Genomic DNA, 21,117 nt, shown 5'->3' with positions numbered 1-21,117 from the left:
AACACCATCAGCGTCAGCGTCAGCCGCCCTTGATCAACCGCAACACCGTCACGTGCTCGCTCTCGACCGGCTGGTCCTCCGGCACCGGCCGCCCGTCGACCAGCACGCTCACCTCGTGCGGGCTGAGATCGACCTCCCGAAGCAGATCCGCATACGTCGGCTCGGTCGCGACCGACGGCTGCGCTGAACTCGTGGCGTCGCCGTCGCTGCGCTCCTCGTTCCGCGTTGCGAGTTCGATTTCGTAGGTGTCCTCACCCTTAATATCGACGGTGACGCGCATACGTGGGGTTATCGAGGGTAGGACTTGAGCGCGTCGTTCGTGTTTGTCGCGGGTTCGTATTCGCGCGGTATCGGCGCGGATCGGGTTGCGGTTCGGGTTCGGTCGGTGTTAGTACCGGTATGAGGCTGTCAGAGAACGGTTTACGTACCGATCGTGTTGATCCCGGCGGGCGTTACAGACAGGAGGTAGCGTTCTCCGTAGTCCGTTAAACGAGAGCGGTCAACTGTTCCTCTATGGTTTCTTTTTGCTGGAATCCGGTCATCTGTGTCTGTATTTCACCATCATTTAGAATGACCAGTGTCGGAACGGACTGGACACTATACTCGTTTACAGTTTCAGTTTCCTCTGCTATATCGACGTGCGAGAACTCCACGTCCTCGTATTCTTCATCGAGTTCGTCTAAAATTGGACGCAGTTGTTTGCACGGGCCACACCACTCTGCACGGAAACCGATGACTTCGACAGACATCCAGTTTGTACCGTTGACAGAGAATAGCAAGTACTTTTTCAATTATAACACTAGTATACCGACTGAACAATTGCTCAGTTCCTCATTGATACTCGCATTCAGCGTGGGCACACGACCGTCTCATTCGGCCGCCGGTTCGTCGGAATCGAAGCTATCGCGGGTGCCACGGTCAGTTCGTGTGTCCGTCCGCGGCTCTCGGTCCCGCCGCCGTTCTCGCTCGCGGACCGCCCGCCGGTGGCCGAACAGCGCGAGCGCGAGCGCACCGAGTCCCAGCAGCAGGACGATGAAGTTGAGCAGACCGCCGACCCAGGGGATTTGTGCGATGAGTGCGCCGCCGACGAGGCCGACGACGAGTGCGATCCACCGGTTTCCGATGCCGGCAAGCGAGAGGAGCCACGCTGCCACGGCGAACCAGCCGTAGATGCCGGCGATCCAGACGAGCAGCGCGAAGACGAACGCGCCGACGATCGAGAGCGGAATCCCGATGATCGTGATCGCGAGCGCGACGAGCAGGATGGGAACGGCGATAAGGACGCCGAGGCCCGCCAGTCCCGAACGGGCGGGCGTCTCCGCGACGCGGCCCGCAACGCGATCGGAGAACAGCGGAAAGAGCGCCAGTAATATGGCTCCGAACAACAGGTTCAGCGCGAGGACGTACGCTGAAACGAGAAGTGAGCCGATCGGGTCGAACGAGGGGAGGAAGTCGTTGCCCAACGTGGAGTCGTATTCGATAGTCCCGCCGACGGCGTCGGTGTTGCCCTCGAGATCGCCGCCGTAGCGCAGGTCGCCCTCGATTGCAGCCTCGTCGCCGAGGCGGGTCGTGTCGGCCCCGATTTCGGCGTCTCCCTCGATCGTGCCGTCAATCGTTGCGCCACCCGCGCCGGCCATGAGGTCGCCGCCGACGGTTGCGCCCTCGGCGAGTTCGAAACCGCCGGTGCCGGTATCGACATCGCCGTCGACGGTGCCGGTAATCGTGACGCTCCCAGCACCCGCTTCGAGATCGCCGCCGACGTCACCCTCGATTCGAACCTCGCCCGCTGCGGCGCTCACATCGCCGGTGACGGTCCCTTCGACGATGACGGTGCCGCCGACGGCGGTGAGGCTATCGACGGTTTCGTCCGCTTCGACGGTGATGGTCCCCCCGGTTCGCGTGTCGGTCTGTGCGGCGACCGGTGTCGAAAGCGCGCCACAGCCGACGAGGATGACGAGTACCAGGACGATGAGTACTGATCCGCGGCGTGAACTCGTCCGGGCCGCCCGTTTTGTCACCATGAGTATATCTTTCCCGACGAGTGTGAAAAATCTGTCAGTCGTTCAATGGCTAGATACGTCGGTTTCGCGCTGGCTCGGTCGCAGTGGCGGCCGACGGTATCGTTCGGTCGTTTTATCTTCGGGCCACTCCTTGGTCCGGTATGAGCGACGCCGACGTGGACACCGAGGTCGCCGAGTCGACTCCCGGCAAGACCGAGGTCTGGATCGAGAAGTATCGCCCGGAGCGACTCGACGAGATCAAGGGCCACGAGAACATCGTCCCGCGACTCGAGCGGTACGTCGAGCAAGACGACCTGCCCCACCTCATGTTTGCGGGGCCGGCCGGCACTGGCAAGACGACGGCAGCGCAGGCCATCGCTCGCGAGGTCTACGGCGACGACTGGCGCGAGAACTTCCTCGAACTCAACGCCTCCGACCAGCGCGGGATCGACGTCGTCCGCGACCGAATCAAGGACTTCGCGCGCGCCTCCTTCGGCGGCTACGACCACCGCATCATCTTCTTAGACGAGGCCGACGCGCTGACCTCCGACGCCCAGTCCGCTCTGCGCCGGACGATGGAGCAGTTCTCGAACAACACCCGCTTTATCCTCTCGTGTAACTACTCGAGCCAGATCATCGACCCGATCCAGTCCCGCTGCGCCGTCTTCCGCTTTACCGAACTTACGGAGGACGCCATCGAAGCGCAGGTCCGCGAAATCGCAGAGACGGAGGGGATCGAGGTCACCGACGACGGCGTCGACGCCCTGGTCTACGCGGCCGACGGCGACATGCGAAAGGCGATCAACGCCCTGCAGGCCGCGGCCGTGATGGGCGAAACGGTCGATGAAGAGACCGTCTTCGCGATCACCGCCACGGCTCGACCCGAAGAGGTCGAGGAGATGGTCGACCACGCCATCGCCGGTGATTTCACCGCCGCCCGCGCGGCGCTCGAGGACCTCCTGACCGACCGCGGGCTCGCGGGCGGCGACGTTATCGACCAGTTGCACCGTTCGGCCTGGACGTTCGACATCCCCGAACAGGCGACAGTGCGACTGCTCGAACGACTCGGCGAGGTCGACTTCCGGATCACCGAGGGCGCAAACGAGCGCCTGCAGCTCGAAGCGATGCTCGCATCCCTGGCACTCGAAGACGAGTAGCGACGAGTTCACGTGCGCCGTCGTCGCTATAGATCGACCGAATCGACGCCCCGAAACGCGAACGCCGTCCGGGCCTCATCTGCAGCGATTCCGACATCCCAGCCGTGCGCATCGGCGATCTGTTCGACGAGTTCACGTGCGCCGTCGGGCGCGCGGTCGTCGGGGTTGTGGTTGGGGTCGGTTGCGGATGCGGTGACTGTAGATCGGTGTGCGGTTCCGTCGCCGTCGGCGTCTGCCGTCCCCTCTTCGGCCCCGCCTTCAGAAGCGGGATCGAACCGCGGATCGTCGGCCACCGGCCCGTCGCGTGCCACGTAGAAACCGTCCTCGGTCGCCCCGACGGTGACCGTCACCGACGATGGGACGGCGCCCGTCTCGCGATCGTCCTCAGCGACGACGAGTTGTAGGACCCCCTCGAACAGGTCGTGCAACCGCACTCTGTCGGCTTCGAGCATCAGGGTCGAGTCGACCACGAGTTCAGCGTCGCCGGTGTCGACGGTGAGCCAGGCGCGTCGTGCGACGTCGTGGATCGCGACCGGTTCGGTATCGGCGAGGGTATCGTCGGTAGCGGCGAGTTCGTACAGCGATTCGACGTGGTCGGTCAGTTGTAGGTGCGCGTCGTCGATCACCTCGAAGTGGTCGCTGTCGCCGGTTTTCTCGACGAGTTCGAGGTAACCGCGGGCGACGTTGAGCGGCGTCTGGACCTCGTCTTCGAGCAGGGTTGCGATGGTATCGAGCCGTCGGGTAGCGGCTGTGAGCGCTCGCTGCTTGCGGGTCCGATCGGTGGTGTCGGTGAAGTAGAGAATGCCGGTCGGACGGGCGGCGGGTGCGCTGTCGGGCGTGGATTCGGGATCGATCTCGTCGTCGCCACCGTCCCGCCGGTCCCGCGCTGCCCGTTCGAGCGGCACGACCGTCACGCTGAACTCGCGGATGCCGTCGGTGGTTTCGCGGCGACACTCGAGTTCGCGTCGGTCGCCCGCGCGGAGCGCCTCGGTGAGTGCGGTTGCTCGGTCGCGCACCCCCGAGGGGACGGTGTAGTCGCTGACCGGCTGGCCGAGAACGGTGTCTCGCTCCTCGCCGAACGTCGTCTCGAAGGCGGTGTTGACGTCCGTAATAACCGCTTTGGGAGCGCGGTCCGGCTCGGAATCCGTGTCCGTCTCTGAGATTGAGCCCGAGCGTGCCTCTCGAGTAGCGTCTGCGTTCGAGTGGGGGCCATCGAGCTCGTACCGCAGCATCGGCATCGGCGCGCTCGAAAACGCCGCTCGAAAGTGATCGCGCTCGGCTGCAAGGTGTTCGGCAGCCCGCCCGATCACCGTCTGCTCTTCGGCGAGTCGGTTTCGCTCGCTCGTCCGGTCGTCGAGTTCGTTCTGTAACCGATCCCGTTCGGCGGTGAGGCGCGTCTCGGCTCGGTTCCGCTCGAGAACGGCACCCGTGATCGCACAGAGTGACTCGAGGAGGGACACGTCGGCGTCGTCGAACGCCTCCGGGGTATCGCCAGCAATCTGCAAGACGCCGATATCGGCGATAGGGACGCTACACAGCGATCGTGCACCCGACCACGGCGACTCGAGTTCGCTTCGCGCTTCGAGGTCCGACAGTCGGAGCGACTCGCCCGCCCGGAACGCCTCCCCGAACGGGCCGCCGGTCGACACCGGCTCGATCGCCGTCGCATCGACGCCCGCAGCCGTCGTCTGGGGCACGAGTTCGCCGAAGTTGACGGTCGCGATCCAGCACGCCTCGACGCCTATCGTTTCGGCAGCCGTCTCGACGAGGCGCTCGAACAAGCGATCCCGATCGCGGCGTGCGATCAGGTCGGCGGCGGCCGCGAGAGCCGAACTCGCCTGTGTGGACGGCGTCGTGGATTCGGCTGCCGTGACCGCGTTGTTGTCGCCGTAGCACAGCCAAGTGATTTCGTCGGCGAGATGCGCGATGGCGTTGTCAGTGTCACGGCGGACGTAGCCGTCGATGCCGTCGGTCGAACGGGCGGCGGTCGCGCCGTAAGCGGGTTCGCTGAAGAGCACGAGGGGAGTCGGCCCGCAGGCGTCGGCGACCTCGAGGAGGTGCGCGCCGGCCGGGGTCGTCGGCGTTTCGGCGAAGACCACGCAATCGACGTTCGGAGCCCAGTTTCGGACGCGCTCGATGGACGTTGTCGGGTGGACGGCTCGCTTGGGTCCCGTCGAGACCTGCTCGAGCGCCGTCGCTCCGTTCTGGGCCGCATCATCGGTTGCGGCCACGTAGAGGATCGTCTGCGGTCGGTGTCGTGATGTCGCGTTCCCCATCGTCGTGGTGCCCTCTGACTGATCGTCTATTCGTACTGTCCGTATCACCACGATAAAGATTCTGCTGAGTATCTCCATTCCTTGACTATTAGTATTATTGTCACTATGGGTCTGCGTACGATCGACTATTCAGAAACGCGCTCTCCCCGGATAATTAATTTCCCTGCGACTAATTTGTACTCTATATAACTAATAACTGAACAGTCGCGACTTCTTATGAACTCGCAGACGGCGAGGCGATTCTCGTCCAATGAACGTTGCGGAACTGTTTTACGCCCTGCATGGCCAACACGTGTATAATGAGTGCACTTGAGGAGGAGTATCGTCTCGAGTATTTCGAGACGGAGGGATTCGTCCGCAAGGAATGTCCCTCCTGTGGTGCGCACTTCTGGACGCGCGACCACGACCGGGAAACCTGCGGGGAACCGCCCTGCGAGGAGTACGACTTCATCGATAACCCCGGCTTCGACGAGGCCTACAACCTCTCGGAAATGCGCGAGGCGTTCCTCTCGTTCTTCGAAACCCACGACCACGAACGCATCGACCCGTATCCGGTCGCGGCGAACCGCTGGCGAGACGACGTCTTGCTGACCCAGGCGTCGATCTACGATTTCCAGCCCCTCGTCACGAGCGGCGAGACGCCGCCGCCGGCGAACCCGCTTACCGTCTCCCAGCCCTGCATCCGGATGCAGGACATCGACAACGTCGGGAAGACCGGCCGCCACACCATGGCCTTCGAGATGATGGCCCACCACGCGTTCAACGCTCGCGAGGATCTGGACGATCCCGAGCAGTACGCCTACCAGGGCGAGGTCTACTGGAAGGACCACACCGTCGAACTCTGCGACGAGTTCTTCGACTCGATGGGCGTCGACTTAGAAGAGGTCATCTACATCGAGGACCCGTGGGTCGGCGGCGGCAACGCCGGACCCGCGATCGAGGTCATCTACCGCGGCGTCGAACTCGCCACGCTGGTCTTCATGTGCATGGAGCAAGACCCCGACGGCGAGTTCGAGATGAAAGACGGGAACCGCTACTCCTACATGGACACCTACATCGTCGACACCGGCTACGGCCTGGAACGGTGGACCTGGGTGTCCCAGGGAACCCCGACGGTCTACGAAGCCGTCTACCCCGACATGATCGAGTTCCTCAAGGACAACGCGGGGATCGACCACTCCGACGACGAGGAGGCGCTCATCCACCGCGCCGCCAAACTCGCGGGCCACATGGACATCGACGAGGCCGAGGACATGGAAACCGCCCGCGGCGACATCGCGGCCGAACTCGACGTCGACGCCGGCGAACTCGAGGAACTGATGGAACCCCTCGAGGACATCTACGCCATCGCCGACCACTCCCGCACCCTCGCGTACATGCTCGGCGACGGCATCGTCCCCTCGAACGTCGGCACCGGCTACCTCACCCGGATGGTTCTCCGGCGCACCAAGCGCCTCTGTGACACCGTCGGCGTCGACGCGCCGCTCGATGAACTCGTCGACATGCAGGCCGAGCGCCTGGAGTACGAGAACCGCGACACCATCCGCGACATCGTCCGCACCGAGGTCGAGAAGTACCGCGAGACCTTAGAACGCGGCGGCCGCCGCGTCGAGAGCCTCGCCGAGGAGTACGCCAAGAAGGGCGAGCCGATTCCCACCGACGAACTGATCGAACTCTACGATTCACACGGCATCCAGCCGGACATGGTCGAGGAGATCGCCGAAGAGTCCGGTGCCGAGGTCGCCGTCCCCGACGACTTCTACAGTCTCGTCGCCAAACGCCACGATACCCCCGAGACGGTCGAGGAGGCGGCCGACGAGGAGGACGAGCGCTTCGCGGACCTCCCCGAGACGGAACGTCTCTACTACGACGACCAGCAGCGAACCCAGTTCGAGGCCGTCGTCCTCGACGTGTTCGAACGCGAGGACGGCTACGACGTCGTCCTCGACCAGACGATGTTCTATCCCGAAGGCGGCGGTCAGCCCGCCGACAAGGGGACGCTCTCGACCGACGACGCGACCGTCGACGTGCGCGACGTCCAGATCGAAGACGGCGTCATCCTCCACCGCACCGACGAGCGACTCGGCAAGGGCGAGTTCGTCAACGGCCAACTCGACGCCGGCCGTCGCCGCCAACTCATGCGCCACCACACGGCGACGCACATCATCATCCACTCCGCGCGCGAGGTCCTCGGCGAGCACGTCCGCCAGGCCGGCGCCCAGAAGGGCGTCGACTCCTCGCGGATCGACCTGCGCCACTACGACCGCATCTCCCGCGACGACGTCAAGGCGATCGAACGCGTCGCGAACGAACTCGTGATGGACAACACGTCGGTCTCACAGGAGTGGCCCGACCGCCACGACGCCGAATCCGAACACGGCTTCGACCTCTACCAGGGCGGCATCCCGCCGGGCGAACAGATCCGACTCATCCACGTCGCCGACGACGTGCAGGCCTGCGGCGGCACGCACGTCGACCGAACCGGCGACATCGGCGCGATCAAGATCCTGACCACCGAACGCGTACAAGACGGCGTCGAGCGGATCACCTTCGCGGCCGGCGAAGCCGCACTCGAGGCGACCCAGGCTAACGAGGACGCCCTCTACGAGGCCGCCGAGACGCTCGACGTCTCCCCTGCGGACGTTCCCGAGACCGCGGCACGGTTCTTCCGGGAGTGGAAGGATCGCGGCAAGCAGATCGCCGACCTCACGGAACAGCTCGCGGCCGCCCGCGCCGGCGGCGGTGGCGGCGGCGACGAGTTCGAGGTCGGCGATCGGACGGCCGTCGTCGATCGACTCGACACCGACGTGGACGAACTGCGCGCGACCGCGAACGCCATCGCCGAGGAGGGCAGTATCGCCGTCCTCGGGAGCGGCGAGAGCGGTGCTCAGTTCGTCGTCGCGGTGCCGGACGACGTCGCCGTCAACGCCGGCGAGGTCGTCGGCGAACTCGCCGCGAAGGTCGGCGGTGGCGGCGGCGGCCCGGCAGACTTCGCCCAGGGCGGCGGGCCGAACGTTGCGGATCTGGACGCGGCGCTTGCGGATGCGCCGGACGTATTGCGGCAGGTCCTGGACGCGTAACGAAGATCACTCGGATCTTCTCTGTTCGTCGATTGACTTCGCTCGAACGACTGCTACCTGCTAGTGACGATCCTCGCGGTCGGTCGACTGCATCAATCCTCACTCGACCCGATCGGTCCCCGGCAGCGTTCGAACGAGTTCACCCTCGAGATGGGACGTTTGGTCGAGGCCGAGGATACCCGCTGACTCGAGCGTCGCCTCGACGCTGACGCGGAGGTCGAAGGCCGCATCGGTTCGCGGTTGGACGAGGAAATCGAGCGTCGCCGAGCCGCGACCGTGGCGGCCGAGATCTGGAATGTTGAGGACCGTCGTGTCGCTGTCGTCGCCGCTGCTGAACTCGATCGGTTTCCAGGGGATGCCGTCGGGTCGTACGAGCGCGAACTCCGGCGGTTGCCCGCCGTCGAGTGGGTGGAGTTCGTATCGGAGTTGCTTGAGCTGCGTGTCGTCGGTGTGGGAGGCGTTGAATCGAATCGTGTACGGAGAACGGACGGGTTCCGTCGCCCACTGCTCGAGTAGCGAAATCTCGGCGAGGCGATCGTCCCCGTCACTGTAGAGGAGATGCGTTCCGGTGTCTTCATCGCGCGTTTCCGGTTGAGCGACTGTTTGCGATCGGATCCCGGCACAGCCGGCGAAGGCGCTAGCGAACCCGACGCTCCCGACGGTGAGCAACTGTCGGCGCGACGAGAGCGGATGCGGTCGGTCGTCGGTGGCCATACCCTATTCGTCTCGACGACACGTATCAATCTGTTTCTATTTCACCGCCGCTTTCACTCGAAATCGCCGCTTTCACTCTCGTGCGTCTCCTTACAGGAGCTATGCCGACCGCATCGAACGGGAGCGTCTCGCTGTACTACCACCGCGAGGGCGATACCGCGGGCGACACCGCCCCCGTCGTCTTCGTCCCCGAGGCCGGCCTCGGCGGCTGGCTCTGGGGTTGGCAACACGCCGCGCTCACCGGCCCCTTCGAAACCGTCGTCTGGGACCTCCGGGGGACCGGTCGCTCGGACGCCCCGCCGACTCCGTACGCCATGTCCGAACTCGTCGCCGATCTCGAGGCGGTCCTCGCGGAGTGCGATACCCACAGTGCCCACCTCGTCGGCTCCGGACTCGGCGGCGCAATCGCGCTCGCGGCGGCCCGAACCACGAATCGCGTCGCGACGCTCTCGCTGTTCGGCACCGCGGCTCGCGGCGACGAGTTCAGTCTCGATGCCCTGTTCGCGCCGCCGACCGATCGCGAGGCGATCCGCGACTCGCTTGAGGCGGTCCTCTCGGACGAGTTCAGAGCCGCCCAACCCGACGCGGTCGAGGGGATCGTCGACTGGCGGGCCGACGGCGACGCCGATCGGGCTGGCTGGGAGGCACAGCGTGCGGCCCTCGGCGAGTTCGACGCGACGGAGTGGCTCGTCGAGGTGACACAGCCGACGCGGGTGTTCCACGGGAGCGAGGACGACCTCGTCGCGCCCGCGGCCGGACGCGAACTCGCCAGGGGATTGCCGCGGGGCGAGTTCACCGAACTCGAGGGGGCGGGCCACCTCGCGTTCGTCGAGCGCTCGCGAGACGCGAACGATCTGTTGCTCGGATTTCTGGAACCGCAGGTGAACTCGCCGGCGGACGGATCGTAAGCGGCCGGCGACGCACTGCGGACGATGCCCGTGCTTGCGAATGACCCCTCTCGTATTACGGCTGCGAGCGTCGTTCGTGCTCTCGTGACCCTTTCGCTCTCGCGACGGGCCGAACGCTTTCCCGACCGAACGGCCGTCGTCGACATCTCGGAGGAACGGCTGTACGCGCCCGCCGAGACGATCAGCGAGGAGCGGATCACCTACGGCGATCTCTCGACGCTCGCCGACTGGGCGGGTGCCCGGCTCTCGGGACTCGATATTGGTCCCGGCGATACCGTCTGTCTGGTCTCGCGAAATCGCGTGCTCTCGCTCGCGCTCCTCTTTGCCTGCCGCCGACTCGGCGCGACGCTCGCCCCGATCTCGCACCTCCTGACGCCGGTTACCGTGGAACGCCCCTTCGACGCGATCGATCCCGAACTCGTCGTCGCGGAGCCGGCTCAGCGCGATCTGGTCCGCTCGATTCCGTTCGACCGGTCGGTGACGCTGGAGGAACTGACGACCGTTTCCCCCGAGGCGGACTGGCGGGACGAATCCGCCGCGTCGAACCCGCTGTTGTGCTTGCACGGTGACGGCGGCCAGCCGGTTGCCGCGTTCTCCGCGCGGACGCTCGAGTGGAACTGCATCACGGCGCTCGTGACGTGGGGAATCACGCAGGACGACGTAGCACCGCTCGTCACGCCGCTGTCGACGCCGGACGGGCTCATTCGGCTCGCGCTTCCCCTCCTCTATGCCGGCGGTCGACTGCTGCTCGACCGAGCGTTCGATCCCGGCGACGCGCTGACGGCGATCGCGGCCGAGAACGCGACGCTTCTGGCGGGACGCACGCCGGCACTCCGGGACCTCGCGGCCGAACCGGCGTTCGACGACGCGATCGGATCGATCGAGCGGGTGATCGCGGATGCGACGGTCGAAGACGACGTTCTCGAGCCCTACCGCGAGGTCTCCGGTACTGCTCCCGGAACTGAGAACGAGAACGGGAACGCGAACGAGAACGAAAGTGAGAGCAGGAACACGAACACGAGTGGAATCGCCGTTTCGCGGGCCTACGGCCGCCTCGAATGTCCGACCGTTCTCGCGCAGTCGGTCGAGCGGAACCGGGTGCCGGCCAACGGCGAGCGAGCGGACGCCCAGTCCGTCCCGGGCGCGGTCGGCCGACCGGTGCTCGACTGCCGCGTGCGACTGGTCGGCGACGGCGACACCGAACTCGAAGGAGCGGGGACCGGCCGGTTGCAGGTGACGGGACCGATCGTCGCCGACGAACGCGCGCCGCCGGTCGGTAGCGAAAGTAAGGCGGATGCGAGAGCGGAGACGGAACGGGAGCACGAGACGGCGGAATCCGACGCGACGGATGCGGACCCGTCGGCCGCCGGTCGGTTCGTCGACGGCTGGTTCGACACCGGCCAACCGTTCGCCCGCGACGAGGACGGACGCTACGTCCGACGCTGAACGCGGGGAGTGCGTTCACGACCGGAGCCGCTTTTCGTACCGCGCACCCGCGCGTTCGGTCGCGAGGAGGAGTTGGTGTGCGACGACGAGGACGACGACGGTGAGCGCGATCAGCACCCCCTCGAAGACGGTCGAGAGGAGGCCGAGCGAAACGATCAGCGTCGTCGCGCACGCGGGCGGATGACGGGTATCGGTTGCGAGCATCCCGCCCGCCGTGAGCATCGTCGCGAGGACGGCGCTCCCCGCGAGGCGAAGCCCCTCGATCGACCCCGGCGGCGGTGAACTCGTCATCGAGACGCCGGTCGCGAGCAGGTGATACGCCAGTAATCCGGCGGCGACGCCGATCGCGTGCCCGCCGATCACCCGCCGCGGCGAGGTCGCGTCGCTGTCCTGAAAGAGCGCGAGGACGAACGCCGACGGACCGAGACTCGGGAACAACATTGGCAGTCCGGATATCCACGCAATCACGGCGGTCGTCAGGATGAGCAGACCGGTATGCAGCGTCGTCCCGGCCCTGTCGTCCATACGTCTCGATTGGGACGTGCCGTGGAAAAACCCCGCTGATTTCCACCGATTCGTCGTCTCAGGTCGCCACTTGCCCGTTAAACACCCGTCCGTTCGTCACTCGTCAGTCTCTCCTCCCGGAACGACCGTCACCGGAACCGTCGACCGACGGGCGACCCCTTCCGCGATACTTCCGAGCAACATCCGGGAAACGCCCGATCGCCCCTCGCTTCCCATGACGATCTGATCGACGCCCCCCTCGCGAGCGAACTCGAGGATCGCTGCTGCCGACGTACCCTCGACGACGGCCGTTTCGACGCTCCGGTCGTATTCCGCGGCCATCGATCGGACAGCCGCAAAGAACTCGGGCTCGAACTCGTCGCCGGTGGCAGTGGTGGCCGACGGCTCGCCGGCATAGCCGGCCTCGAGTTCATCGACGGCGTGCAAAACCGTGATTTCGTCGTCGAGGAAGATCGAGAGCGCGTGCTCGAGGGCCGCGCGAGCGGGTTCGGAGTCGTCCATGGGTACGAGCAGGTGGCGAGTCATGGCCGACGCTACGCGATCGACGGTGAAAACTCCGTGCTCGTCGTCGAGCCAGCCCACCTTTGGCGGTATCGACCGAGTCGATCCGTTATCAGCGATCCGATCGGTGGATAGATTCATAAGGGTGTAAAACATCCTTTACTGTAAAGGGAGCTTTCCACCGTTCCCGTCGATACCACCCATGACCGCACTCTCAACTTCCGAGTTCAATCCCCGGACGTACCGTAGAGCGTCGAGCGCGAGTTACGTCGTCGGCATCGCCGCACTCCTCCTCGGGATCGCCGTCGGCGAGGCGCTGATCGGCACCGTCGTCTACGTCGCCGCGTTCGTCGTCGGCGTCACGATCCCGCGAGCGTCACCGCAGTCGGTCTACGACGAACGCGACGAGGCGCTGGCCGCTCGCACGAGCGACCTCGTCCTGACGGCGATCGGATTCGGCGGCTTCGCCGCCTTCGTCTCGCTGTGGACGCTCGAGCTGCTCGGGCGGTTCACCTGGAGTTCGGAGCTCCTCTACGTCTTCTGGGCGTGGTGTGCGTTCTGGTTGCTCTGGGGCGGTACGTACACGTACGTCCGGTTCCGAGCGTAACAGTATGCAAAACGACCTCCGGGCCCGCCGCGAACGGGCCGACCTGAGCCAGGGCGACCTCGCCGCGGCCGTCGACGTCACCCGGCAGACGATCAACGCGATCGAACGCGAGCGCTACGACCCCTCGCTCGAACTCGCGTTCGAACTCGCCGCGTATTTCGACTGCCCGATCGAGGACATTTTCGAGCCGGGTGAACTCGCGGCGGAAAACGGGACGAGCCCTGACGACTGATCGATGCTCGCTGCTCACTTCTCGCTTCTCGATGATCGATCTCCGATACTCACTGCTCACTGACAGGAGAAATCGGTGTCCTCGGAAGCGAGACGCGTGTTCCAAACCCCGTCACAGCCGCAGTCTCGAGCCGCGTTATACCGGATCGTCGATCTCGAGTGCGGCCTCGAGCGCGGCCTGCTCCCCTCGTAGCGCCTCGAGTTCAGCGTCGAGCGCGCCGCTTGCGAGTTGTTCACGCTCGTCGGGCGTGAGTTGGACCACCGCCTGGGCGGCCGTCTGAAGGCGGTCGTACTCGTCCTCGAACGTGCACTCGCGCACCGCCCGGAGTCGATCGACCGTTTCTTCGCCGGCGACGCGGGCGACGAACGGCCGATACTCCCTGACTCGGCGTCGGAGCGCACCGGCGGGACCGGGCGGCCACTCGACCGTCAGTGGCTCGGCATCGATCCCGTCGAGATAGGTCTGCTGGGTCGCAACCCGGCGTTTGAGCACGTCCGCGCTCTCGACGTAGTGTTCGAGTTTCGACCGCGAGTAGTCGGCGAACTCGAGCAGTTCCGGAATCGTGTACTCGCCGTCGGCGCTCGCTTGGACGTACTCGCGCAGGTCTGCGGGCGGCCGTCTGAACTCGACGAAGGGGTACCACTGACTTCGTTCGAGGAGGGTAAAGACGTCGCGAGCCGACGTCTCGTGTAGAAACGCCGAGAACGCCTCGCGGACCGCCTCGTTGTAGTGCTCGATCGGGTCTCGCAATCGCTCGACCGGGGCATCGAGATCGGCGGTACCGAGTTCGACGAGTCGTTCGCGCTCGCCGATCTCGTCGTCGAGTTCGCGGCGGCGCTTGGCGGCGACGGTTCGGGCGTCGTCGAGGGCCTCGCGGGCGGCTTCGCGTTCGTCGAGCAGATCGGCGTACCGGGCGGCGGGTTCGAGTGCGTCGCGTGCGCGTTTGAAGTCGCTTTCGCTGAGGCGGCGTTTGTCGATCGCGTCGAGCGCGTCGTCGAACGCTGCGCGCGCTTTCAGGTCGTCGGGGAGGCTTTCGACCAGCGTCGAGAACCGGCCTTCGAGTTCGACGTAGGCCTGGAAGTTCTCGCGGCCGGTGCCGGTGGCTCGGTCGACGTACTCGGTCAGGAGGTCGTCCGCGTTGCGGTAGGCTTCGGCGGCCTCGGTGACGGCGTCGCTGCCGTGGTCCTCGATGCGCTGGGTCGCCTGCTCGAGCCGCTCCCTGGCGGCCTCGAGTTCGTCGAGCGGGGTGGGTGTCTCGTCGCCGACGTCGGCGGCGGGGTAGACGCGTTCACTCATTCGCCCGTGTTAGACCTCGGTTTCGGTCGTTTCCTCGCCATCAGTTTCCGCGTCGTAGACAGCATCTGGATCGAACACTCGTTCGCCGACGACATCGCCCTCGATGGTCCGGTGAAAACACGACCGGTAGCCGGTGTGGCACGCGCCGCCGTCCTGTTCGACCAGATAGAGGAGGGTATCGGCGTCGCAGTCGACGCGTACCTCCCGTACAGTCTGGATGTGACCGCTCGTCGCACCTTTCTCCCAGAGTTCGTCTCGGCTGCGCGAGTAGTAGTGTGCGCGGCCGGTTTCTCGCGTGCGATCGAGCGCTTCCTGGGAGACGTACGCGAGCATGAGTACCTCGCCCGTTTCGGCGTCCTGTGCGACGGCGGGAACGAGTCCGTCCTCGTCGAACTCGACCGTAACGTCGGCATCGTCGTTCATAATTGATGAGTTGGCCGTTGGGGCGATAGGTCTTTTGCCGTTATCGATCGCACGTCGTTCACGCGTGTAATGGATACCCGAATGCGTTCGGCACCAACTGGCTGTAGATACTGTGGCTGCGACCGGCTACTCGAACTCGAGACCGGCAGGGGGAAACTGACAGCCACAGGGGGTCGAAACGGCCTTGGAGGGACCGTGAACTGTTACGCGGGTGATCGACCCGCCACACACCGGACAGGTAGACAGTGAGAGGACGTTCGGCCGCTCAGCGTCATCGGGTGGATCGCGATCACACATCGGACTCGCCTCGATCCGCCGCAACTGTTGGCCGTATTTCTCTTACTCTTGTCAGATTCAAACCCGGCGGGTGCCACTGATTCTCCCCCGTATTCGTCAATCTGTCGGGACGTTTATATCCCGGTAGAATGAACCAGGTCATGGCTTCGAAGTGGTGCAAACTTGGAAGCCACGTCTCGGGTGGGCCTAGCACCCGGGACATTTTCGCTTGCGCGGTCGTCCCACTCTGGAGTGTGGCTTCCGGTCTAATTGTTGATCTATAGTGGCTTATACCTACTGTTACCCGCTCGGAACGTCGTTCGACGTGAACCGCTCCCGATGTGCGGTCTGCGTTCGCTCCCTTCCAGCGCTTGCAGCGCTACGAGACACCTTAATATTACGGACGTTCTCACGCGGATAGACAGTCACGAGCCATTATCCGTCAGCCCGTGGTTGACGCCTACCAGATAGACATGACATCTTCAACGGTCACGCGCCGCGGCGTCATCGGGCTTCTCGCAGTCGGGCTGGCGGGCTGTATGGGCAGCAACGACTCCGATGATACCGGGAACGGCAATCAAGATGACGGGAACAGTACCGACGGCAACGGCGAACAGGACGGACTCGACCGGGACATCCCGGACCGCGACATCGACGCTAATTGGGACGAGGCCGCCGCCTTCCGAACGTGGCTGACCGACGCAGACCCGTTCAACGGCGGTAACCGGCGCTTCGACTACACCGAGTCGTTCCCCGAGGACACCGATTTCTCCTCCGTCTTCCCGGACTACTTCGGCGTCTCCGCCGACACCGTCGATGCACACCTGATCCAGTCGCTCACGCAGGTCTTCTTCGGCTCGTTCGACAAGCAGGCCATCGTCGACGGCGTCGAGGGCGACGACGAGTACGAGTTCGTCGAGGAGTACGCGGACTTCGCCGTCATCGACGGCGCGATTCCGAACTCGTCGGGACGGCGCGACATCGCGGTGAGCAACGAGACCATCGTCGTCGGGCCGGATTACGAGGAGCGGATCGACGCCCACAACGGCGAGCACGACCGCCTCGAAGATGTCGACCAGGAGTTCACGCACCTCTTCAGACAACTTCCACACGAGACGACCGTTACCGGCGAATACAACGCTCCGGCGGGCGATGCGGTCACGCTCGACGAAATATACATCTGGGGCGTCTCCAGCGAGACGCCGATGGCGGATACCATGACCTGGGTCTTCATCCTCGAGCCGGGTACCGACCTGACCGACGAAGTCGTGGCTGAACTCGAAGGAATTACGAGCGACGTTCACGAGAGCAGCGTCGAGGGGCGGACGGTGACGATCACGGGGTCGGCACCGGAGCCGCCGGAGACGCCGGAGCAGTCGCCGTCGGCGGAACAGGATCAGGAACAGGACCAGGAATCCCAGTCGGAATAACGTTCGACGTTCGATGTTCGACGGAGCAGCGATTCGAATCTGAACGTCGGCTATCGAGTGCAATGCGGCTTAGATCTGGCCGTTCAGCGTCAGGCTCAGTTCTGGCCGTTCAGCGTAATGTAGTCGACGCCGATGATTCTCCCGTCCTCGTTGAGTTCGTCCTTCGCCGCGTCGGGAACCTGGCTGTCGACGTTGTACACCGTTAGCGCCTCGCTGCCGTGGGCCTCGCGGGCGTTGAACATGCCGGCGATGTTGACGCCGTGTTTGCCCATGACGGAACCGATCAGGCCGATAACGCCCGGTTCGTCCGTGTTGCGCGTGACGACCATCTTCCCGTGCGGGATGGCGTCGACCCGGTAGCCGTCGACGCGGACGATCCGCGGGTCGTCGCCGGCGAAGAGCGTTCCGTCGACGGAGATTTCGTCCTCGTCGTTACCGACCGTCACGGAGATCAGGCTCTGGAAGTCCGCGGCCTGGTGGGTCTTCGATTCGGTTACGTCGACGCCGCGATCCTCGGCGATCTGGGGCGCGTTAACCGCGTTGACCTGCCACTCGAGCGGTTCGAAGACGCCCTTCAGCGCCGAGGCCGTGACGAACTCGATGTCCTCGTCGGTGATCTCGCCCTCGTAGGTGACTTCGACGGTTTCGATGCGGCCGTCGAGCAACTGGGCGGCGACCTTGCCGGCGGTCTCGGCGATTTCGATGTAGGGTTCGACGCGGGGGAACGCGCTCTCGTCGATCGAAGGGGCGTTGAGTGCGTTCGCGACCGGCTCCTCGGAGAGGGCTGCGTTGACCTGTTCGGCCGTCGAGGTCGCGACGTTCTCCTGGGCGGCCTCGGTCGACGCACCCAGGTGAGGCGTGACGATAACGTCGTCGTGTTCGAGCAGCGGCGACTCGGCGGGCAGCGGTTCCTCCGCGAACACGTCGAGCGCCGCTCCGGCGAGCGTTCCGTCTTCGACCTTCGCGGCGAGTGCGTCCTCCTGGATGATGCCGCCGCGGCCGACGTTGATGACGTACCCGCCGTCGAGCAGATCGAGTTCAGCCTCGCCGATCATGCCTTCGGTTTCGGGTGTCAGCGGCGTGTGGATGGTGAGGAAGTCGGCGCGCTCGAGGCAGTCGTTGAACTCGACGAGTTCGGCGCCGAGGCGGTCGGCGCGTTCCTCGGAGATGTAGGGGTCGAAGGCGACGATGTCCATGCCGAGCGAGTCGAGTTTTTTGGCGACTTCCTGTCCGACGCGGCCGAGGCCGACGACGCCGAGGGTTTTGCCGTCGAGTTCGGCGCCGAGGTATTCGCTCTTTGCCCACTCGCCGTCCTTGAGGCGGATGTGGGCCTGGGGGATCGAGCGGGCGGCGGCGAAGGTCATTGCGACGGTGTGCTCTGCGGCGGCGCGAACGTTGCCTTCCGGTGCGTTTGCGACGATGACGCCGTGGTCGGTTGCGGCGTCGATGTCGATGTTGTCGACGCCGATGCCGGCGCGGCCGACGATGACGAGGTCGTCGTTTGCGTCGAGGACCTCCTCGGTCACCTCGGTCCCCGAGCGAACGATGAGTCCGTTGGCGTTCGAGACCGCTTCGAGGAGGGCCTCGCCCTCGAGTTCGTAGCCCGTTTCGACCTCGTGGCCGGCGTCTCTGAGTACGTCAAGACCCGCGTCCGCGATGGGGTCCGTGACGAGCACGTTCATGCGCGAGACAATCGGGCGGAGCAGGTAAACCCTTCCGTTGTCGACACGGGCGGCAAAAACTACCGTGTCAGCGGCGGTATCGATGTCCGCGACGTTCGGTGAGGGATTTTCGTTCGAACGGTTCTTTATCGGTTCTCGACCGAGACGAGCGAACAGAGCGGGCCGGTCGAACCGGCCAGGTTCCCGTCGAAACCTGCCCGAAACCTGAACTGGTTTATCCGATCGGCCACAATCGGCGAGCAATGACAGTCGTCGCTTTCGACTTCGACGGGACGCTCTCGGATTCGGAGATGACGGTGCTCCTCGGCGAGCGCCGGAGCGTCGCCGACGAGATGGCCGAGATCACGGACCGCGCGATGAACGACGAAATCGGGTACGCGACGAGCCTCCGCGAGCGGGCGGCCCTGCTCGAAGGGCTATCGGAGGCCGACGCGACCGCTGCCTTCGACCAGGTCGAACTCCGCCCGGGGGCGGCCGATCTCATCGAGACGCTGAACGAGGCCGGCGTGACGACGGCGATTCTCACCGGCGGCTTCGAACGCGGCGTCGCGGCCGCACTGGAGCGCGAGGGCGTGACCGTCGATCACATCGTCTCGAATCGCTTGCCGATAACCGAGGCCGAACTGACCGGCGAGGTCGACGGGCCGCTAATCGAGGGCACCAAGGACGACGCGCTCGCTGAACTCGCGGAGTCGGTCGGCGTCTCGCTCGCGGACACCGTTGCAGTCGGCGACGGCGCGAACGACTTACCGATGCTCGAGGCCGCGTCGCTCGCGATCGGATTCGAGCCGAAACCGGCCGTTGAACCGCACTGCGATGTCGTCGTCTCCTCGATGGCGGCCGTCGAAGAGACGCTGGTTTCGGAGGGCGTTCTCGACCGCTCCTAGTTCGGATCTGGTACCTCAGTTCGGCACGAATATCAGTCGCAACTGCTTATTTCCCGACCGAGGGAGTTTTAACTCACAATCGAGTAAGCGTGTTTGATGATGTGGCAAGACTTCGTCTTCATGATCGGAAGCGGCCTCTCTCTCGTCTTCCTCGGGCCGACGCTGTTGAACCCGAGTTCACGAGTGCCCCTCGGAACGAGCATTCCGTCGATGACGATCGGGTACGTCTATTCGGCGACGTTCCTGACGCTCGGGATGACGTTCTCGGCGATGGGATCGTTCACGGCGGGAACGATGTGGGCCTTGATCACGATGATTCGATCGCCGCCTGCACGGCGGTTCATGCGAGCGACCGGCCTCGACCTGCTCGGGAGTGACCTGCGACGGTGGGCTGCTCGACGACGGCCGAGTTACAGCGTCGTCGATCAGTACGCACAGGTCGATCCGGGACGCGGGCAACACGGACAGCGTAACGCGGCCGATTAAAAGCGAGTCGCAGGCCGGTACCGTTCGGTAATCGCTGCTTTCACGTTCGATAGCAGCGGGAACGGTACTGTTCTCTCTTTCTTTCCCTCTCGAACTGGCTCACAGGTCGTTCGATTCGATCAACTCGACGAGTTCGTCGGTGTCGTTCCAGTACGAGACGTCGACGGTCGTGCCGTCCCGTTCGACCTCGATCCCGCGGAGGGTGTCCTTGAGATCGTCGTTCGTCGTGGAGCCGCTGAACATCGAGATCGCGCCGTCGATCACGTCTTTCACGTCGAGTGCGTCGTCCTCGCTGTCGGCGTGGATTCCCATTTCGATGCCGGCCTCGCCGCCGTCCGTGTCGTAGACGCCGGTGATGACGCTGACGTTCTGGAAGGCGCTGACATCGACGTTGGGGGTCATCGGATCGTTTTCCGGAACCGATCCGTCGGGAAGCGACATCGCCAGGGTCACGTGCCCGTCCCGCGTCTCGTCGTAGGCCCCCCGCACGTCGCCAGAGACCGGGGCTGCATCGCCGTATTCGACCTCGAGCGCTCCGCGAACGGGTGCTTCTGGTCCGAAGACGAACCGGCCGTCACCGAGGTCGCCGACGTACTGCGGCGCTCCGTACTCGGGATCTTCAGCCGGTTCGTAGAGGACGCCCTCACCCTCGAACTCGGTCTGTTCGTACTCCGTCTCGTCTTCCTCCTCGACCGCATCGATGACGGCATCGGTCCCCCAATCGCTGTAGACGATGATGCCGCCACTCTCGTTGATGGGACCCTCTTCTGAGTTTGCAAACAGCAGGAACTGATTCGCCTCGCGGATGTCGAGTCCGGTCTCGTTCTCGAACTCGCTGACGACGTCTCCCTGATCGTCGACCGCCTCCTCGTCTTCCACGGAGGCGAACGCGTTGACCAGTTGCTGGTTGTCCTCGTCGCTCAAAACGTCCGCGTCCACGTGCAAGAGCACGTTGCTGTCCGCAGGCGCGTGCTCGGCGGGTTCGCCATCACTGCCGCCGAGGACGCCGAGACAGCCGGCCGTCAGCACGAGCACGGCGACGACGCCAAACAGGGCGAGCCGTTTCGATAGCAACCGTCTGCGCTTCTCACTACCGTTTCCGCGGTCGCTCCGCGATCCGCTGCTAGTCATGTACGAATACACCAGCGAACGTGATATATAAAAAAGCCTAGTTTCGACCCGTCTGCCCGG

At 64.8% G+C, this 21,117-nt stretch carries 20 protein-coding genes; 9 read left to right on the top strand and 11 right to left on the bottom strand.

Features of this window, described 5'->3' with window-relative positions:
* Window positions 1-19: 19 nt before the first annotated feature.
* From samp2 to C481_RS18220, 3 genes are all read right to left on the bottom strand, one after another.
* The gene (gene samp2, locus C481_RS18230) at window positions 20-280 is read right to left on the bottom strand and encodes a ubiquitin-like small modifier protein SAMP2 (protein ID WP_006110798.1); all 261 of its coding nucleotides are present in this window, start codon (window positions 278-280) and stop codon (window positions 20-22) included.
* A gap of 205 nt (window positions 281-485) precedes the next feature.
* The gene (locus C481_RS18225) at window positions 486-749 is read right to left on the bottom strand and encodes a thioredoxin family protein (protein WP_006110797.1); all 264 of its coding nucleotides are present in this window, start codon (window positions 747-749) and stop codon (window positions 486-488) included.
* Window positions 750-869: 120 nt separating this feature from the next.
* Window positions 870-2,021: a bactofilin family protein gene (locus tag C481_RS18220; RefSeq protein WP_006110796.1), complete on the bottom strand. Its 1,152-nt coding sequence runs from the start codon at window positions 2,019-2,021 to the stop codon at window positions 870-872.
* Between the two features lie 140 nt (window positions 2,022-2,161).
* Here C481_RS18220 and C481_RS18215 point away from each other — a divergent pair, with 140 nt between their 5' ends.
* The gene (locus C481_RS18215; protein WP_006110795.1) at window positions 2,162-3,157 is read left to right on the top strand and encodes a replication factor C small subunit; all 996 of its coding nucleotides are present in this window, start codon (window positions 2,162-2,164) and stop codon (window positions 3,155-3,157) included.
* Between the two features lie 26 nt (window positions 3,158-3,183).
* Here the strand turns inward: C481_RS18215 and C481_RS18210 are convergent, their stop codons facing one another.
* A complete protein-coding gene (locus C481_RS18210) occupies window positions 3,184-5,433 on the bottom strand; it encodes a GAF domain-containing protein (protein ID WP_006110794.1) in 2,250 nt (749 codons plus the stop codon).
* A gap of 299 nt (window positions 5,434-5,732) precedes the next feature.
* On the opposite strand from C481_RS18210, the gene alaS reads away from it, so the two are divergent.
* Window positions 5,733-8,513: an alanine--tRNA ligase gene (alaS, locus tag C481_RS18205; protein ID WP_006110793.1), complete on the top strand. Its 2,781-nt coding sequence runs from the start codon at window positions 5,733-5,735 to the stop codon at window positions 8,511-8,513.
* A 99-nt stretch (window positions 8,514-8,612) separates the two neighbouring features.
* Here the strand turns inward: alaS and C481_RS18200 are convergent, their stop codons facing one another.
* Window positions 8,613-9,227 carry a hypothetical protein gene (locus tag C481_RS18200; RefSeq protein WP_006110792.1) on the bottom strand — a complete coding sequence of 205 codons (615 nt, stop codon included), beginning with the start codon at window positions 9,225-9,227 and terminating at the stop codon, window positions 8,613-8,615.
* 101 nt (window positions 9,228-9,328) lie between these two features.
* On the opposite strand from C481_RS18200, the gene C481_RS18195 reads away from it, so the two are divergent.
* Both C481_RS18195 and C481_RS18190 read left to right on the top strand, forming a co-directional pair.
* Window positions 9,329-10,135, top strand: a complete 807-nt coding sequence (locus C481_RS18195; protein ID WP_006110791.1) for an alpha/beta fold hydrolase — start codon at window positions 9,329-9,331, stop codon at window positions 10,133-10,135.
* Window positions 10,136-10,159: 24 nt separating this feature from the next.
* Window positions 10,160-11,581: an AMP-binding protein gene (locus tag C481_RS18190; protein ID WP_049904755.1), complete on the top strand. Its 1,422-nt coding sequence runs from the start codon at window positions 10,160-10,162 to the stop codon at window positions 11,579-11,581.
* Window positions 11,582-11,596: 15 nt separating this feature from the next.
* Here C481_RS18190 and C481_RS18185 read toward each other — a convergent pair whose 3' ends face one another.
* Both C481_RS18185 and C481_RS18180 read right to left on the bottom strand, forming a co-directional pair.
* On the bottom strand, window positions 11,597-12,106 hold the full coding sequence (locus C481_RS18185) for an HPP family protein (protein WP_006110789.1): 510 nt from the start codon (window positions 12,104-12,106) through the stop codon (window positions 11,597-11,599).
* Between the two features lie 96 nt (window positions 12,107-12,202).
* The gene (locus tag C481_RS18180) at window positions 12,203-12,631 is read right to left on the bottom strand and encodes a universal stress protein (RefSeq protein ID WP_049904775.1); all 429 of its coding nucleotides are present in this window, start codon (window positions 12,629-12,631) and stop codon (window positions 12,203-12,205) included.
* Window positions 12,632-12,809: 178 nt separating this feature from the next.
* Here C481_RS18180 and C481_RS18175 point away from each other — a divergent pair, with 178 nt between their 5' ends.
* Entirely contained in the window at window positions 12,810-13,214 is a 405-nt protein-coding gene (locus C481_RS18175; protein WP_006110787.1) for a hypothetical protein, read from the top strand.
* 4 nt (window positions 13,215-13,218) lie between these two features.
* Window positions 13,219-13,446 carry a helix-turn-helix transcriptional regulator gene (locus C481_RS18170; protein WP_006110786.1) on the top strand — a complete coding sequence of 76 codons (228 nt, stop codon included), beginning with the start codon at window positions 13,219-13,221 and terminating at the stop codon, window positions 13,444-13,446.
* Between the two features lie 135 nt (window positions 13,447-13,581).
* On the opposite strand, the gene C481_RS18165 is transcribed toward C481_RS18170, so the two are convergent.
* Together C481_RS18165 and hisI are read right to left on the bottom strand one after the other, a co-directional pair.
* The gene (locus tag C481_RS18165; RefSeq protein WP_006110785.1) at window positions 13,582-14,742 is read right to left on the bottom strand and encodes a DUF7118 family protein; all 1,161 of its coding nucleotides are present in this window, start codon (window positions 14,740-14,742) and stop codon (window positions 13,582-13,584) included.
* A gap of 9 nt (window positions 14,743-14,751) precedes the next feature.
* Window positions 14,752-15,165: a phosphoribosyl-AMP cyclohydrolase gene (gene hisI / locus C481_RS18160; RefSeq protein ID WP_006110784.1), complete on the bottom strand. Its 414-nt coding sequence runs from the start codon at window positions 15,163-15,165 to the stop codon at window positions 14,752-14,754.
* A gap of 749 nt (window positions 15,166-15,914) precedes the next feature.
* Here hisI and C481_RS18155 point away from each other — a divergent pair.
* Window positions 15,915-16,871: a hypothetical protein gene (locus tag C481_RS18155; protein ID WP_006110783.1), complete on the top strand. Its 957-nt coding sequence runs from the start codon at window positions 15,915-15,917 to the stop codon at window positions 16,869-16,871.
* A 95-nt stretch (window positions 16,872-16,966) separates the two neighbouring features.
* Here the strand turns inward: C481_RS18155 and serA are convergent, their stop codons facing one another.
* On the bottom strand, window positions 16,967-18,553 hold the full coding sequence (serA, locus tag C481_RS18150; protein ID WP_006110782.1) for a phosphoglycerate dehydrogenase: 1,587 nt from the start codon (window positions 18,551-18,553) through the stop codon (window positions 16,967-16,969).
* Between the two features lie 242 nt (window positions 18,554-18,795).
* Between serA and serB the strand changes: the two genes are divergently transcribed.
* Together serB and C481_RS18140 are read left to right on the top strand one after the other, a co-directional pair.
* The gene (gene serB, locus C481_RS18145) at window positions 18,796-19,440 is read left to right on the top strand and encodes a phosphoserine phosphatase SerB (RefSeq protein WP_006110781.1); all 645 of its coding nucleotides are present in this window, start codon (window positions 18,796-18,798) and stop codon (window positions 19,438-19,440) included.
* 96 nt (window positions 19,441-19,536) lie between these two features.
* Window positions 19,537-19,926, top strand: coding sequence for a hypothetical protein (locus C481_RS18140; protein WP_006110780.1), 390 nt, complete (start codon window positions 19,537-19,539; stop codon window positions 19,924-19,926).
* A 99-nt stretch (window positions 19,927-20,025) separates the two neighbouring features.
* Here C481_RS18140 and C481_RS18135 read toward each other — a convergent pair whose 3' ends face one another.
* Window positions 20,026-21,057 carry a hypothetical protein gene (locus C481_RS18135; protein WP_006110779.1) on the bottom strand — a complete coding sequence of 344 codons (1,032 nt, stop codon included), beginning with the start codon at window positions 21,055-21,057 and terminating at the stop codon, window positions 20,026-20,028.
* Window positions 21,058-21,117 lie beyond the last annotated feature (60 nt).

It is taken from the genome of Natrialba asiatica DSM 12278 (assembly GCF_000337555.1).
Taxonomy (GTDB): domain Archaea; phylum Halobacteriota; class Halobacteria; order Halobacteriales; family Natrialbaceae; genus Natrialba; species Natrialba asiatica.
This window is presented reverse-complemented; position numbering and strand designations above follow the sequence as displayed.

Coding starts and splice junctions, on each gene's coding strand:
- samp2 (WP_006110798.1), bottom strand. CDS start 280: ATGCGCGTCACCGTCGATATTAAGGGTGAGGACACCTACGAAATCGAA.
- C481_RS18225 (WP_006110797.1), bottom strand. CDS start 749: ATGTCTGTCGAAGTCATCGGTTTCCGTGCAGAGTGGTGTGGCCCGTGC.
- C481_RS18220 (WP_006110796.1), bottom strand. CDS start 2,021: ATGGTGACAAAACGGGCGGCCCGGACGAGTTCACGCCGCGGATCAGTA.
- C481_RS18215 (WP_006110795.1), top strand. CDS start 2,162: ATGAGCGACGCCGACGTGGACACCGAGGTCGCCGAGTCGACTCCCGGC.
- C481_RS18210 (WP_006110794.1), bottom strand. CDS start 5,433: ATGGGGAACGCGACATCACGACACCGACCGCAGACGATCCTCTACGTG.
- alaS (WP_006110793.1), top strand. CDS start 5,733: ATGAGTGCACTTGAGGAGGAGTATCGTCTCGAGTATTTCGAGACGGAG.
- C481_RS18200 (WP_006110792.1), bottom strand. CDS start 9,227: ATGGCCACCGACGACCGACCGCATCCGCTCTCGTCGCGCCGACAGTTG.
- C481_RS18195 (WP_006110791.1), top strand. CDS start 9,329: ATGCCGACCGCATCGAACGGGAGCGTCTCGCTGTACTACCACCGCGAG.
- C481_RS18190 (WP_049904755.1), top strand. CDS start 10,160: ATGCCCGTGCTTGCGAATGACCCCTCTCGTATTACGGCTGCGAGCGTC.
- C481_RS18185 (WP_006110789.1), bottom strand. CDS start 12,106: ATGGACGACAGGGCCGGGACGACGCTGCATACCGGTCTGCTCATCCTG.
- C481_RS18180 (WP_049904775.1), bottom strand. CDS start 12,631: ATGACTCGCCACCTGCTCGTACCCATGGACGACTCCGAACCCGCTCGC.
- C481_RS18175 (WP_006110787.1), top strand. CDS start 12,810: ATGACCGCACTCTCAACTTCCGAGTTCAATCCCCGGACGTACCGTAGA.
- C481_RS18170 (WP_006110786.1), top strand. CDS start 13,219: ATGCAAAACGACCTCCGGGCCCGCCGCGAACGGGCCGACCTGAGCCAG.
- C481_RS18165 (WP_006110785.1), bottom strand. CDS start 14,742: ATGAGTGAACGCGTCTACCCCGCCGCCGACGTCGGCGACGAGACACCC.
- hisI (WP_006110784.1), bottom strand. CDS start 15,165: ATGAACGACGATGCCGACGTTACGGTCGAGTTCGACGAGGACGGACTC.
- C481_RS18155 (WP_006110783.1), top strand. CDS start 15,915: ATGACATCTTCAACGGTCACGCGCCGCGGCGTCATCGGGCTTCTCGCA.
- serA (WP_006110782.1), bottom strand. CDS start 18,553: ATGAACGTGCTCGTCACGGACCCCATCGCGGACGCGGGTCTTGACGTA.
- serB (WP_006110781.1), top strand. CDS start 18,796: ATGACAGTCGTCGCTTTCGACTTCGACGGGACGCTCTCGGATTCGGAG.
- C481_RS18140 (WP_006110780.1), top strand. CDS start 19,537: ATGATGTGGCAAGACTTCGTCTTCATGATCGGAAGCGGCCTCTCTCTC.
- C481_RS18135 (WP_006110779.1), bottom strand. CDS start 21,057: ATGACTAGCAGCGGATCGCGGAGCGACCGCGGAAACGGTAGTGAGAAG.